Origin of the sequence: Rheinheimera sp., from assembly GCF_030690345.1 — a bacterium.
Lineage (GTDB): Bacteria > Pseudomonadota > Gammaproteobacteria > Enterobacterales > Alteromonadaceae > Alishewanella.
In genome coordinates, this window is record NZ_JAUYGV010000001.1 from 867,217 (window position 1) to 881,676 (window position 14,460).

Below are 14,460 nucleotides of genomic sequence, written 5' to 3' on the forward strand. Positions count from 1 at the left end.
TCAGCTCTGCGGCTGAATATGATAGCGCAATCAGGTGTCGCTTTACGCTGCTAAAAACTGTGTTATCTGCTGTACCAGCTTCTCTGCCGGCAGCGTGATATCCAGTATGGTTATATCACCTTCATTGTCGCAACTTTGCATGGTCAGCAACTGGCTTTGCAGCATAGCCGGTGGCATAAAATGGTTTTGCCGCTGCGCCAGCCGCTGTGCCAGCAAAGCGGCATCACCCTGCAGATAAAAGAAATGCGCGTTATCTGCACTGCTGCGAATTTGCTGGCGATGGCGGGCAATTAAGCCGGAGTAACTTAACACACAAGGCTGCTTTGCCGCTTTGCAGGCGCTAAGCTCACTGCATAGTGCCTGTACCCAGCTTTCGCGCAGATGCTCTGCCAGCGGTATGCCGGCGGCCATCATTTGTTTGGCCTCGGGGCTGTGAAAATCGTCGCCTTCAATAAAGCGCCAGCCCAGCTGCTGCGCCAGTAATTGGCCAACGGTTGACTTGCCGCTGCCGGCTACGCCCATAATCACAATAGTTCTGCTTACTGTAGCGCGCATAAGAAGCTGCTGTTTCCTGTTAGTGTTGCTTGTTGACTCAGAGCTTAAACCAGCACCAATGATTGCGCAACCATTTTGACTAACAACCGGCAATACAGTATTGTCATGTAAAAGATTGCAGAGCTAAGCTTATGAGCCCAAAGCCAAATTTAAAAGACGTTGCCAAAGTTGCCGGTGTAAGCGCCATCACGGTATCGCGGGTATTGACAGATCCAACCAAGGTATCTGACAAATTACGCCATAAAGTGGAGAAAGCCATTCATGATATCGGCTATATCCGCAACCATGCCGCCAGTGCACTGGCATCAAAAAAATCCGGCGTGCTGGCGGTGATTATTCCATCGCTATCCAATATTGTATTTAACGATGTACTGCAGGGTATTTATCAGGCAGTTAAAGCAAAAAACCTGCAAGTGCTGCTGGGCGACTGCCATTACTCGCCGCTGATAGAAGAGCAGCTGATTGCTACCCTGCTTAGCCAGTCGCCGGAAGGTTTTATTGTTACCGGTACCGCGCAAACCGATTACGCGCGCAAATTGCTGTTGCAGGCCGATATTCCGGTGGTGCAGATAATGGAGCTGACCAATCAGCCAATAGATATGAATATTGGCTTTTCGCATTATCAGGCCAGTTACGATATGACGAAACATTTGCTGCAACAAGGCTATCGCGCACCGGCCTTTGTCGGCGCCCGGATGGACCCGCGCACCCAGCAGCGGCTGGCGGGCTTTAAACAAGCTATAGCTGATTGGCCGGAGCCGTGTCGCAGCTTTATTCAAACTACAGTGCAGCCGTCGTCGATTAAACTTGGCGGCCAGTTATTACAGGCCGTGATTGCCGAATCCGATAACCAGTGCGATGCGGTATTTTGCTGTAATGATGACCTGGCGCTGGGCGCCCTGTTTGAAAGCAAACGGATGAATTTAAATGTACCCAAAGATATCGCCATTTGTGGCTTTAATGACCTGGAAGCCTCGGCCCTGGTAGAGCCTGCGATTACGTCTGTAGCATCACCACGCGTGGAGATGGGCCGCCAGGCGGTAGAGATGTTATTTAGCGCCGCCGGCAAGGGCCGCCATGCGGTAGCACCGGTGGATGTTGGTTACAGCATCAGGGTGCGCAGCTCAACCTGAGCTGCTGCATAAATAATAAAGCCGCTGGAGTCAGCGGCTTTTTTTATGGCTAATTTTACTAATATATTCCGGTTTGGCTATTCCGGCTTAGTTAGTCGAAGCTTACTTTTACCCGCACACCAAAGGTACGCGGCGACTGCCACATATAGTTAGCTACCGGTTCGCTGTTCCAGCGGCCCTGATCGCTTTTTATTGCTTTGTCAGTCAGATTATTGACAAAGGCTTCCAGGCTCCAGTTGCCGGCAGATGGTTGATAAACCAGGCTGGCGTCAAGCTTGGTATACGCATCCTGACGGTCAATATCCGCAGCATAAGGCAGATCACGGAAACCTTCCGGCCGGTCGCCACGGTTAGCCGGGTCAAACCAGATCTCTGATGAATAGCTACCACGTAAGCGTGGCCGCACTGTAGCGCCATTGCTTAGCTCAAAGAAATGCTCGTAGCTTAGCGACATACTGAATTCCGGCGCCTGCACCAGGTGGTTACCACTGAAATCCAGCAGGTTTGGCAGATTCGGGTTACCTGCTGACGGGTTAAAGGCTATGCCATCTGCACCGTAGCTGGAATCGGTCGTCAGGAACTCGTCATACTTCGCATCCAGATACGCCATAGTACCGTTCAGTTCGCCATTGCGGCCCACCAGCCACTTGGCTTCGACTTCCAAACCGTTAATCGTGGCTTTACCGGCGTTGGTTTTGCGCAGCAAGTCGGCACCAGTTTCAGTGGTAACATTACTGGTTACCTGTAAGTCGGTATATTCGGTGGTAAATAGCGCGGCAAACAGCTGCAGGGTGTTATCAAGGAAGGCGCCCTTTAAGCCCAGCTCAATGCTGGTATTTTCTTCCGGCGCCACATAAGCATGGCTGCCAGCCGCTTCATTGTTATTACCGGCGATAATGGCGTCTAAATCGGCCTGCGTAAACGGGCCGGTGCCGGTATAACGGCCGCCATCCTGAATAGTGCCGGATTTAAACCCCGTAGCATAAGAGCTGTACAGCATTATTGTCGGTGAGAAATCCCACTCTAACCGTGCCATACCGGTGGTTTTATCCCAGCTTGGGCTGGTGTCGTTATAGGTATCGACCCAGCACTGGCCGGGCTGTACCAGAAATTTGTTTGGTGCCAGGCCATTTAGCAGGTTGTCAGGGTCCAGCAGGCCAACGTAATCGCTGTTTAGCGGCAGGTTTTCGGTGCGCTTCACATCCGGGCACATAATATTGCGCCCGCCAACATCCCAACGCTCATCTTCGGTGTAACGCAGGCCCAGGCTGACGCGAAACGCATCAGTAATTTTATAGGTGCTCTGGGCATAAATACTGTTCGATTTTAAGCCGCGATCCGGTTGACGATAGGTAGACCATAAATTCGGGTTTGGTGTGCTGCCACCTTCGTAATCCACATCCGGGTGCACAATATCAAAAATGGTGGCGTTATTTTCTTTAAAGTAAAAGTAGCCCACCATCCACTGCAAACGCGCGCTGTCTTCGTTTTTAATTTGCAGTTCATGCTGGGTAGCTTCGTGGGTACACTCCACGCAGCCGCCCCACTCATACTTATCCGGGCTCCAGCTGCGCTCCCACACCGACTCGCGGGAAGAATCGGTATAACCACCGATATACGACAGCGTAATACCACTGTCGAAATTGTAATTTAGCCGGGTGCGCAGGCTGTCAATAACAAAATCATTAAAACCCGGCTCCTGAATATAAGCCTCGCGATCTGAGCCGCCACTTACCGTCGGGATATGGCCGGTACCCTGATCGGTAAAGTTTTCATACGACAGAAACCAGTCAAAGTTGTCATTCGGTTGCCATAAGGCACTAAAACGCGCGGCAGCTAAATCGGTAGAGCCATATTTTCTGCCCATGGCAGAGCCCGGAGCCATATCCACCACACCTTCCGATTTATCCACCGCTGCGGCCACGCGAATAGCCAGCGTATCTGTCAGCGGTAAGTTAACCATGGCGCGGGTGGCGCGCCGGTTAAAGTTGCCGAGGGTAAATTCAGCATTGGCTTCAAAGTAATCCAGCTTCGGCTTGGCAGTGTGCAGGTTAACCACGCCGCCGGTGGCGTTACGGCCAAACAAGGTGCCCTGAGGCCCGCGCAGAATTTCAGCGCCTTCCAAATCAAACATCAGTGCTGATGCGCCCTGCGAGCGGGCGGAATACACGCCGTCAACATGAAAGGCCACTGCCGGGTCACCGCTTTCGGTTTGATCCGACGAGCCGATACCGCGCAAATACACCATAGGCGTATTTTGCGTGCCGTTTTGCGCAATATGCAAACTGGGTACTGCGCCCTGTAAATCGTCCAACTGCATAACGTGGTTATCGTCCAGCGCATTCTGATCAAATGCCGTTACCGCCAGCGGGGTTTCGCGAATGGTGGTTACCCGCTTGGTGGCAGTTACCTGGATAACTTCTATCGCCCGTGCTTCGCTGCTTTGTTCAACGGCACTTTTTTCAACGGCACTTTGTTCAGCGACATTTTGCGCCGACACATTAACACTGGCCGTTGCTAATATGGCCGCTGAAATAAGAATATAACTTTGCTTTAATTTGCTACCCGGCTGACTCAACATAGTCTTTAGCTCCCCTGTTATCTGATTATCTCCGCAGCTCAGGTGCATAACACAAGGCGCGGTTATTGTTATCAACAAACTTGTTTGCGCTACCATACGCAACAAAATCAATACTTAACCGACTGATTAAAGCCATTGAAATACAGCTGGTAAACTGCAGCTTATGACTTCAATCAGCAGCCAAAGCAAAATGATTGCGCAACCATCAATTGATAATGCGGCCTAAATTAGTGCTAAAGCAGCCGCCTTGTCAAGGAAAAAACCGCGCTTGCACCACCAGTTGTCATATTGCAGTGCTAACAGGATTGCTGGCCGTTGCTACTGCAAAGGCGTTGAGGCGAGGATATTTGAAATAAATTCAATAGCTTGGGGTGATTGATAAGAATTATGCTCTGACGGCACGACAATTTCATCGCGCGCAGCGTCCAAATGTGCACTATTGTAGGGCACCACACTGTCGTTTAAGCCCGGGCATGAGGCGAACGCTTTACAGCGCGCCGGCTCATCATTACCGATAACCGAATACACCGGTGCTTGTAGCGGTAAGCGCGTTAACTGCTGTACCAGCGGGTGACGCGGAGACAGTACATCAACACTGTTCGGGCCAAAGCCGCTCATATAACCGCGCATGGCCGGTTTAATATCGTCGTTGCTTAGCGCCAGCCACATCTTGTTAAACACGCTCTTCATGGCTTTTGGTAGCGTAATCATCATTGATGCCAGCCGTCCAATCCAGCCATCGGCAGTAGCAGCACCGCGATGCGGCGTATCAATAAACACTACGCCTTTTACATAGGGTTTGGCAGTAAAGATAAAAATATCTTCCAAGGTGCGGCGGGTGTCGTCATCCACCGCTAATTCAGCCGCCGGCCGGTAAAAAGTGGCATCCCACAAAGTATTGCCGCTGTTTTGCACAAAGGTTTTACTGATAATGCCGCCCATACTGTGCCCCACCAGCAGCATATTGTTAGCGGCAACGGCCTGCAAATCCGGCGAGATATGCAGCAGCAGTTCATCGGTACGTTTTCTTAAACGCATGGCATTAAAAAATGGCGGCGGACCGGATGGATAAAACGCATGCCACACCTGGTACCGTGCCGCCAGCTGCGGGTTGGAAAATATCGCCCAGCTTAAACGGCGCCATATTAACGGGCTGGAATTTAAACCGTGGATCATCAGCACAGGGATCTTATCGCGGCTTAGCGGCTCTATGGCATAGATACCCAGCTTGTCTTCTACTTTGTCCGCATTAAACAGGCCGGTTTTTTCCAACTGATCGGCCACTGCCACTTCTACCAGACACAAATAGGCCGAAGCAGGATCGTAGTTCAGCGGGTATTGCTGTGCAGCAACAGGCCAGTGTTGCTGCTGTTGCATATAAACGCCGCGCAATGTCAGCACCGGCAGCACGGGGTTACTGAAATCCAGCTTTACCGGCATCACAGTGAGCGGGCGAAAGATGCCCTCCGGCGGAAAATAGCGATCCAACTCAGAGCCGGTATTTTTACGCTGCCCTACTACAGCAATGCCTAAGCCATTATCCTGCTGGCGCAGCATAAAAGGGTCATACGCTTGTAGATCAGCCGCCAAAAACAACTGCTCAAAGGCCAGGCCGTTTTCATCGGGATCCAGCTCAAGTTTAAGCTGCAAATTCAGCGCACTGGTATCGCGGCCTGTTATTGCTGCCCGCACTAACGGTAGTAAAGCCCGGTTGTAGTAGGCCATGGCATCAGCCTGCCCGGCGGTGTTTAGTGGCAGTGCTAACCAGCGTTGTGCACAGCTGAGCTGCAACAAAAACAGCTGATAGCCGGGTGAGCGCTGCGTGCTAAGTTGCAGGCAATAAGCCGGCACAGCGCTGTCGCTAAGCTGATTTAACGCTATGTACTGATAGGCCAGCAAACCGTTTACCGCTTCAACCGGTGCCGGCAAAGGCGTTTTCCAGTAAATATACTTGCCCTGGCTACATCCCTGCACGGCAAGCAGCAGAATAAATAGCAGCAAGCACCTGGTTAGGTAGTTTTGTTGCAGCATTAAGGCTCCTGCAATTATCTGAATAACATCAGCCAATCTCCGCTATGCTTAGCACTATAGCACTGTTCTGTAACGGGTTGTGTTGCATGAAAAACTCATTCCAACAATTTGCCGCTAAACTGGCCGAGTTTGCTGACACCAGCCGCGATGGCTATGCCATTTTCTCTGCTGACGACATTCTGCTTTGTGCCAATAAAGCCTTTTTGGAAGTGTTTTTCCGCCCCGAAGCCGAGCTGATTGGTCAAAGCTTTGCGGCTATTATGCACAGCGCTTTTCGTACCCAAAAAGGCCCGCGCATTGATGCCGATAATATCGACAGCTGGCTTAGCCGCGTACAGCAACTGCGGCGCTCGCGCGACTTTCGCTTGTTTGAAGTCGATTTAGTCGACGGCCGCTGGTTCTTATTCTCCGAACAAACCCTGCCAGGCGGTGAGATGCTGCTGCAAACCAAAGACATTACCAAACAAAAAATTGTCGAACAGCATTTAAACGAACATACCCGCAAGTTAACCGATTTGGCGCTGACGGATGAACTGACTCAAATTGCTAACCGGCGTAGTTTTGTTGCCTCAGTACAGGCTGAAATTACCCGTTGCAGTCGCCAGCACTGTGCGATGGCGTTTTTTCTGCTGGATATCGACCACTTTAAAAACGTTAATGACACATACGGCCATCAGGCCGGCGATGAAGTGCTGCGCCAGGTCGCGCGGCTGGTGAAAAGTACCTTGCGTGAATACGATATTTTCGGCCGTATTGGCGGTGAAGAGTTTGGTATTTTTCTGGCACAAACAAATCGCGATACCGCGGTTGAAGTAGCGGAGCGGCTGCGCCAGCAGATCGCCGATGAAAAACTGCATATTGACGGCCGCGAACTGCGCATTACGCTGTCGGTTGGTATAGCGCTGGCGCGTGACAAAACCAATTTTGAGCAACTGTACGCCGATGCCGACGCCGCGCTGTATCAGGCCAAACACAGCGGCCGCAATAAAGTGATAGTGGCAGAGTACTGCGTTATTTTGTAACGCATACAGCACGGCCGGATATTTTCGCTTGTTGCCAACATCATGACGCTGTAGCATAGCGGCTGACTTCAGAGGACACTATGCTGCTTAAAAGCTTCAGGTTATTTATTTTGCTGGCCGTAATGCTAAACCATGCTGTAATGGCATGCGATGCATTGGTTGTGCATGTGCCTGAACACGAGCATAGCTATACCTCTTATATTTACAACGCCCATGCGACAACGACCACACAGCAAAGCGTGGACAATGCCGACAGCAGCGCTGATGAACACCATTCTGCCCATGCACATGTTACCTGTGCCATCTCTTATATCCACAGCGTTAATTTAACTGCTGTTGGTGCTGCGCGCAGCCTGGCGCCGCAATCATCGCTGTTGCCTGTAAGTTACTCACCACCGGTACCGCCCCCCAACGTCTGATCCTGCCCGTTTATCATATTTACTTTACTGATTAACTAACAGGAGCATACCCATGCGTATGACATTAATGCTGCCGGCATTACTGGCAGCTATCGGCTATTCGGCTGCACCTTTTACACTAGCTGCAGAACCGCAAGCCCTGACGCTGACGCAGGCGTTACAGCGTACCTTGCAACATGACGCTACACTACAAGCCTTTCCGTATCAGCTACGGATGGCAGAAGCAGCGCAGTTGCAGGCAAATATTAGCCCTAATCCTGAGCTGGATGTCTCATTGGAGAATGTGTCGGGTACCGGCGACAGCCGCGGCCTGGCGGGTGCAGAGCTTACGCTCAGCCTTAGCCGGCAAATTGAACTGGGCGATAAACGACAGCGCCGGGTTGAATTGGCACAACATCAAAGCCAACTGCAGCGTGATAACTATGAGTTGGCCCGGCTTGAGGCGCTGGCAAACACGACCGGACAGTATTTACAGCTGTTACGGCTACAAAATTTACAACAGTGGGCCAGCGATAAAATCAGCAGGGAACAGGCAGTGCTCGCCACAGCAGAACGTCGCAGCCAGGCTGGCAACCTGCCGGATGCCGATATAAGCCGGATTAAACTGCGACTGATACGCAGTGAAATAGAGCTGACTGATATTAAACAAGCCATAGAAAGCCAGCGATATCTGTTGGCTGCCGGTTGGAACAGCGCGCCGGATTTTGTTGCAGTAACCGGCGATTTAACAACCTTGCCGCCGGTGCCTGCGCTGGCATCACTGCAACAGCAACTGCAGCAAAGTAGCGCTCTGCAACGCTTTATTACGCTGCAACGTGTGGCACAAAGCCAACTGCGCTTAACCGAGGCTAACAGCAAAGCTGATATCCGTCTGTCGGCCGGGCTGCGGCGTAACGAAGCTAACAACGACAATGCCTTGGTATTTGGCTTTAGTATGCCGCTTACGTTGTCCGATCCTTTGGCGGGCCAACGTCAGGCCCTGGTCGCAGAGCAAGAACTGCTGGCGACACAGCAACAGCAAAGCAGCAGCGCTTTGTCGCTGCTGGTGCAGCAACAATGGCGGGCACTGGAGCAACTGCGCGCTACCGTGCAAGTTATTCAGTCAAGGTTGCTGCCTGAAGCCCTGCAGTTGCACACCTTAAGTCTGCAAGGATATCAACAAGGCCAGATAGATTTACTTAGCCTGTTATCTGCCGGAGAAGAGCTGGCACTGGCACAGCGCGACGTTATAGAAAGCCAGAGCCGCTTTCACCTTACCTTACTGGAACTGGAACGCCTGACCGGCCAACCCATTACCTTAAATACTGCGACGCCGGTCGTTGTATTGGAGCATCGCTATGAACAAAACCTTTAATTTATCCGCCAGCCTGCTGGCGCTGTTATTACTGCTGTGTACCGCTCTGGCACAGGCCGGAGGCAATCATGACCAGCATGGCGATGAACATGCAACTGAGGAAGCGCAAGGCCCTAATGGCGGCAAATTATTAACGGAGGCTGATTTTGCGCTTGAAGTGACTATTTTCGAAACAGGTATACCGCCGGAAATGCGTTTATATGCCTATGTTGACGGCGAAGCGGTAGCGCCCGGCGCCATAAAAGCTCAAGTGACACTGCAGCGGCTGGATGGCCGGCAAGACAATATCCGCTTTACCCCGGAGCAACAGTATCTGGTGGGGGATATCAGCATTGCTGAACCGCACTCTTACAGTGTCGATATTGACGTCAGCTATCAGGGCGAACAATACCATTGGCACTACGACAGCTTTGAAGGTCGGGTGGAACTAAACGAGAGGATATTAACGTTAAGTGGCATTGGTACCGATATCGCCACAGCGCAGGTATTGAGCCAAAAAACCCATTTGTTCGGCGTTATCAGTACTCCCCCTACCGCCGGCTTTAAGGTAAGAGCGCCCTATCCCGGCACGCTTGCAGAAGTATTAGTACAACAAGGCGATAGCGTCAGTAAGGGCCAGCGCATAGCCCGTGTTAGCAATGCCGCGACATTAAAAATGTATGACATAGTGTCTCCGGCAAACGGCATCATTACCGAACGCTTCTTTAACAGCGGGGAGTTCATTCGCGACGAGGTGTTATTTAGCATCGTTGATTACAGCGAAGTCTATGTCGAGCTTTCAGCATTTCCCGACGATATCAGCAAATTGCGTGTCGGCATGCCGGTTACGGTATCCAGCCTGCACCCTGGTGAAAGCGTCGGCAGTACTATCAGTTACATCGCGCCGCAAATGACCGAAGGCCATATCGCGCGGGTAAGGGCGGTGCTGGACAACCGCAGTGGTTACTGGCGTCCCGGCATGCATATTAAAGCGCAAGTGCTAACGGCGGAGATACCGGTCGCGCTGGCAGTGAAAAAAAGTGCCATTCAGCGCTTTCGCGATATGCCGGTGGTATTTGCCCGTTATGGCAATACCTTTGAAGTACGTATGCTGCAATTTGGCCATGAAGATGATGATTACATTGAAGTAACGTCAGGCCTTAAACCCGGTACGGAATACGCCACAGACAACAGCTTTGTGCTTAAAGCTGACGTGCTTAAATCCGGCGCCAGCCATGATCACTAGGAGGGCGTTATGATTGATACCCTGTTAAAGTTTGCCCTTGAGCGTCGCTATCTGGTGCTGGGCTTTACCTTACTGCTTGTTGTAGCTGGTATATATAACGCGCAGCGCCTGCCGATGGATGCGGTGCCCGATATCACTAATGTGCAAGTGCAAATTAATACTGAGGCGCCCGGCTATTCGCCACTGGAAGCAGAACAACGGCTAACCGTGCTTATTGAAAATGCCATGGCCGGTTTACCCAAACTGCAATACAGCCGCTCGCTGTCACGCTATGGCATGTCACAGGTTACGGTAGTGTTTAATGACGGCACCGATATTTATTGGGCACGCCAGCAAGTATCAGAGCGCTTACAAGCGGTAAGGGCTGATTTACCGGCAGACACCAACCCAACCCTTGGCCCTGTTGCCACCGGCCTGGGTGAAATATTTATGTACACCCTAAGCGCCGCGCCTGATGCAGTAAAAGACAATGGCATGGCTTATACGCCTGAAGATCTGCGCACCTTGCAGGATTGGGTAGTCAAGCCGCAACTGGTTAATGTTAAAGGTGTTACCGAAGTAAACAGCATCGGTGGCTACCAGCGTCAGTACCAGGTAGCGCCCGACCCCGCCAGATTGCTGGCGTTTAAACTGACACTGGACGATATTGCCACTGCCCTTGCCCGTAACAACAGCAATGTTGGCGCCGGCTATATTGAACAGCGCGGTGAACAGTGGCTGATACGCTCACCAGGGCAATTGCGCACCCTTGATGATATTAGCGCATTGATTATTGCCAAACGCGATGATGGTCCCGTGCGCTTGCATGATGTTGCTGAGATTTATTTAGGCAAAGAATTGCGTACCGGCGCGGCCAGCTTAAACGGCGAAGAAACGGTGCTGGGCACTGTGTTTATGCTGATGGGTGAAAACAGCCGCACAGTGTCACAAGCGGTGGCAGAAAAGCTAAATGAGGTAAATCGCTCATTGCCGCAGGGCGTCAGCGCCCGGGCAGTGTATAACCGCACTACGTTGGTCGACAAAACTATTGCTACGGTGCAAAAAAACCTGTTCGAAGGCGCCGTATTAGTCATAGTGGTGTTGTTTATTTTTCTTGGCAATATTCGCGCCGCGCTGATCACGGCTCTGGTTATTCCGCTAAGCATGTTATTTGCTATAAGCGGAATGACCATCAATAAAGTCAGCGGCAATTTGATGAGCTTAGGAGCTATTGACTTTGGTTTAATGGTCGATGGCGCCGTAATCGTAGTAGAAAACTGCCTGCGCCGTTTAGGCTTAGCTCAACAACGAACCGGCCGGCTATTAACGCTTGATGAGCGTTTAAGTGAAGTGTATCAGGCCACCCGGGAAGTATTTACCCCGGCCGTATTTGGCGTGTTGATTATTATGCTGGTTTTTCTGCCTATTTTTGCTTTAAGCGGTGTGGAAGGCAAAATGTTTCATCCGATGGCCTTTACCGTTATTGCTGCCCTGGCTGGTGCTGTGCTGTTAGCCATTACCTTTGTACCCGCCGCGGTTGCCATTTTTGTTCGTGGCAGAGTGAAGGAGCAAGACTCACCCCTGATGCACATATTAAAACGTGGCTATTCGGTCTTACTCCGGCAGAGCTTGCGCCACTCCATGCTCTTTATCGGCGCGGCGCTGTTGGTGATGGCGGCGGTATTCTGGCAAGGCAGTAAGCTTGGCAGTGAGTTTATGCCGCAGTTGGATGAAGGTGACGTCGCCTTACATGCGCTGCGTATCCCGGGTACCGGCTTAAACCAATCGCTACAGATGCAACTGCTGCTGGAGCGTGAAATTGTAGCCCTGCCCCAGGTAGAACGGGTATTTAGCAAGCTGGGTACGGCCGAAATTGCCACCGACCCAATGCCACCTAATGTCGCCGATACCTTTGTGATACTAAAACCGCAATCGCAGTGGCCTAATCCGGGAATGAGCAAAGCAGATTTTGTGGCATTACTGCGCAGTAGCGTTGAAGCCTTACCGGGAAATAACTACGAGTTTACCCAGCCGATAGAAATGCGCTTTAACGAGCTGATAGCCGGGGTACGCAGTGATGTGGCGCTGCGAATTTACGGCGATGATTTAACTGAATTGGCAAGGCTTGCCGAAGCCGCTACTACACTACTGGCGACAGTACCCGGTGCAGTGGATGTGCGCATGGAACAAGCCACAGGGTTACCGATGTTGTCAATTGAACCGGACCGTGAGCATCTGGCACTTTTGGGTATCGATGTCGCAAGCGTGCAACACAGCATCCAAACCATGGTTGGCGGCATCCGCGCCGGGCTTATTTACGAGGGCGATAAAGCGTTTGAGCTGATCATCAGAGCCGATGAGAGCCTCAGAAGCGACCCTCAGCAGTTAAAACGTCTGCCACTGGCACTACCGGGTATATCCGGCACAAGCGGTAATGAGCTTACCTATGTGCCGCTGGGTGAAGTCGCTCACTTTAACGAGATTGAGGCTCCTAATCAGATAAACCGCGAAAGTGCTAAACGTAATATCGTCGTCAGCGCCAATGTCTCAGGGCGCGACCTTGGCAGTTTTATCAACGAAACCAGGCAGCTGATGACAGATAAACTTGAGTTGCCGGCCGGTTACTGGCTGGGTTATGGCGGCACCTTTGAGCAACTGCAATCGGCGACAAACCGCTTAATGTGGGTGGTGCCACTAACCTTACTCATGATTTTTGGCCTGCTGTTCAGTGCGCTTAACTCAGCCAAAGATGCTTTAGTGGTATTTAGCGGCGTACCGCTGGCATTAACCGGCGGTGTGGCGGCACTGTTGCTGCGCGATATGTCATTGTCGATATCCGCCGCGGTCGGCTTTATTGCCTTATCCGGTATCGCCGTACTTAACGGTGTGGTAATGCTGGCGATGATTACGCAACTGCGCAGCCAGGGCATTGCGCTGTTGGCGGCAATTGAGCAAGGTGCGCTGCAGCGTTTACGGCCGGTATTAATGACAGCACTGGTAGCCAGCCTCGGTTTTGTGCCGATGGCGTTTAACAGCGGTACCGGCGCCGAAGTACAGCGGCCGCTGGCCACAGTGGTAATCGGCGGTATTATGTCCGCTACCCTGCTGACCTTGTTGCTGCTGCCGGCCCTGTACCGCCTGGTGCATCAGCGGGCGCAGAAGTCAGCGCAATAACCAACGCTAAAACGCAGACACCACCCGGTTGGGTGGTGTTTTTTATGCGGTAACCGGTACGCCGCTGTGAAACTTAAAATCGCTGTCCGGCGATAAAATTAACTCTGCTTCCACCTGGCCAAAAAACGCGATACGCGCACTGATATCCTCAGCCGCGATTTCTGTCGCCAGCGTCAGGTAATCCTGGTAATGCCGTGCTTCAGAGCGCAGCAACGAGATATAAAATTCAGCAATATCGCCCGGTAAAGACGGCGCTAATTTAGCAAAGCGCTCACAGGAGCGGGCTTCGATATAAGCGCCGCAAATCAGTTTATCCACCATCGCTGCCGGTTCATAAGTGCGCACATGGCGCAGCAGGCCTTTGGCATAGCGGCTGGAGCTGATTTTCTCATACTGAATGCCGTGTTTTGCCATTACTTCCAGTACCTGATAAAAATGATGCAGCTCTTCTTTGATCAGCAACACCATTTTATCTATCAACTCTTGTGCGTGCGGGCTGCTACCTTTGGCCAACATGGATTTTTTCAGGCTAAGCCCTGCCAATGCTTGCCAATCGCCCTGCTGGCGATAGGTAAAGTCTTCATAGGGTTTCAGCCATTGCAGCAAGGCGTCGCCGCTTTGTTCATCGGCGGCATAGCGGCGGATCAGGTACATTGCCGATTGCGCGGCCTTTAATTCACAGATCATATGGTCCTGCAGCAACACGGCTAAATGTTCCGGCCTTGCCGCCATATTTAACCACTGTGCAGGGGTATCGCACTGTAAAAACTGTTGTACCGGGCCCAGTAATTGACTGATCTCAGCGCTTAGCATGGCTGTACTTCTGTTATTAAAACCGGCGCGTATTATAGCCAATAGCACTGCTGACACCAAGCTGCTGAGTAAGCACAATAAAACGCCGGTCAAATTTCAAACAATATGCTTGACGAAGTGCATTATATTGGCCATAACTGATACAACGGCTATCAAAGATAGCTAAAGTTGTGC

General features: G+C 51.6%; 10 protein-coding genes. 6 read left to right on the plus strand and 4 right to left on the minus strand.

Going from position 1 to position 14,460, the window contains the following annotated elements:
• Positions 1-42 precede the first annotated feature (42 nt).
• A complete protein-coding gene (locus Q8O77_RS04160; protein WP_305551605.1) occupies positions 43-555 on the minus strand; it encodes a gluconokinase in 513 nt (170 codons plus the stop codon).
• Between the two features lie 131 nt (positions 556-686).
• Here Q8O77_RS04160 and Q8O77_RS04165 point away from each other — a divergent pair, with 131 nt between their 5' ends.
• Entirely contained in the window at positions 687-1,688 is a 1,002-nt protein-coding gene (locus Q8O77_RS04165) for a LacI family DNA-binding transcriptional regulator (protein ID WP_305551606.1), read from the plus strand.
• Positions 1,689-1,779: 91 nt separating this feature from the next.
• Here the strand turns inward: Q8O77_RS04165 and Q8O77_RS04170 are convergent, their stop codons facing one another.
• Both Q8O77_RS04170 and Q8O77_RS04175 read right to left on the minus strand, forming a co-directional pair.
• Complete coding sequence (locus tag Q8O77_RS04170) at positions 1,780-4,269, minus strand: TonB-dependent receptor (protein WP_305551607.1); 2,490 nt, start codon at positions 4,267-4,269, stop codon at positions 1,780-1,782.
• A gap of 318 nt (positions 4,270-4,587) precedes the next feature.
• Positions 4,588-6,300, minus strand: a complete 1,713-nt coding sequence (locus tag Q8O77_RS04175) for a triacylglycerol lipase (protein ID WP_305551608.1) — start codon at positions 6,298-6,300, stop codon at positions 4,588-4,590.
• Positions 6,301-6,386: 86 nt separating this feature from the next.
• Between Q8O77_RS04175 and Q8O77_RS04180 the strand changes: the two genes are divergently transcribed.
• The 5 genes from Q8O77_RS04180 to Q8O77_RS04200 all read left to right on the plus strand — a co-directional run bounded on the left by Q8O77_RS04180 (position 6,387) and on the right by Q8O77_RS04200 (position 13,473).
• Positions 6,387-7,322: a sensor domain-containing diguanylate cyclase gene (locus Q8O77_RS04180; RefSeq protein ID WP_305551609.1), complete on the plus strand. Its 936-nt coding sequence runs from the start codon at positions 6,387-6,389 to the stop codon at positions 7,320-7,322.
• A gap of 80 nt (positions 7,323-7,402) precedes the next feature.
• The gene (locus tag Q8O77_RS04185; RefSeq protein WP_305551610.1) at positions 7,403-7,741 is read left to right on the plus strand and encodes a cobalt transporter; all 339 of its coding nucleotides are present in this window, start codon (positions 7,403-7,405) and stop codon (positions 7,739-7,741) included.
• A gap of 52 nt (positions 7,742-7,793) precedes the next feature.
• On the plus strand, positions 7,794-9,095 hold the full coding sequence (locus Q8O77_RS04190) for a TolC family protein (RefSeq protein WP_305551611.1): 1,302 nt from the start codon (positions 7,794-7,796) through the stop codon (positions 9,093-9,095).
• Positions 9,079-10,320, plus strand: coding sequence for an efflux RND transporter periplasmic adaptor subunit (locus Q8O77_RS04195; protein WP_305551612.1), 1,242 nt, complete (start codon positions 9,079-9,081; stop codon positions 10,318-10,320). Before Q8O77_RS04190 ends, Q8O77_RS04195 begins: the two co-directional genes overlap by 17 nt.
• A 9-nt stretch (positions 10,321-10,329) precedes the next feature.
• Positions 10,330-13,473 (plus strand): efflux RND transporter permease subunit, encoded by a 3,144-nt coding sequence (locus tag Q8O77_RS04200; RefSeq protein WP_305551613.1) that lies wholly within the window; start codon positions 10,330-10,332, stop codon positions 13,471-13,473.
• A gap of 42 nt (positions 13,474-13,515) precedes the next feature.
• Here Q8O77_RS04200 and Q8O77_RS04205 read toward each other — a convergent pair whose 3' ends face one another.
• Positions 13,516-14,286, minus strand: a complete 771-nt coding sequence (locus Q8O77_RS04205; RefSeq protein WP_305551614.1) for a tRNA-(ms[2]io[6]A)-hydroxylase — start codon at positions 14,284-14,286, stop codon at positions 13,516-13,518.
• Between the last annotated feature and the right edge of the window lie 174 nt (positions 14,287-14,460).

What these genes read in the sequence shown, in the direction of transcription:
- Q8O77_RS04160 (WP_305551605.1), bottom strand. Translation starts at nt 555, where the DNA reads ATGCGCGCTACAGTAAGCAGAACTATTGTGATTATGGGCGTAGCCGGC.
- Q8O77_RS04165 (WP_305551606.1), top strand. Translation starts at nt 687, where the DNA reads ATGAGCCCAAAGCCAAATTTAAAAGACGTTGCCAAAGTTGCCGGTGTA.
- Q8O77_RS04170 (WP_305551607.1), bottom strand. Translation starts at nt 4,269, where the DNA reads ATGTTGAGTCAGCCGGGTAGCAAATTAAAGCAAAGTTATATTCTTATT.
- Q8O77_RS04175 (WP_305551608.1), bottom strand. Translation starts at nt 6,300, where the DNA reads ATGCTGCAACAAAACTACCTAACCAGGTGCTTGCTGCTATTTATTCTG.
- Q8O77_RS04180 (WP_305551609.1), top strand. Translation starts at nt 6,387, where the DNA reads ATGAAAAACTCATTCCAACAATTTGCCGCTAAACTGGCCGAGTTTGCT.
- Q8O77_RS04185 (WP_305551610.1), top strand. Translation starts at nt 7,403, where the DNA reads ATGCTGCTTAAAAGCTTCAGGTTATTTATTTTGCTGGCCGTAATGCTA.
- Q8O77_RS04190 (WP_305551611.1), top strand. Translation starts at nt 7,794, where the DNA reads ATGCGTATGACATTAATGCTGCCGGCATTACTGGCAGCTATCGGCTAT.
- Q8O77_RS04195 (WP_305551612.1), top strand. Translation starts at nt 9,079, where the DNA reads ATGAACAAAACCTTTAATTTATCCGCCAGCCTGCTGGCGCTGTTATTA.
- Q8O77_RS04200 (WP_305551613.1), top strand. Translation starts at nt 10,330, where the DNA reads ATGATTGATACCCTGTTAAAGTTTGCCCTTGAGCGTCGCTATCTGGTG.
- Q8O77_RS04205 (WP_305551614.1), bottom strand. Translation starts at nt 14,286, where the DNA reads ATGCTAAGCGCTGAGATCAGTCAATTACTGGGCCCGGTACAACAGTTT.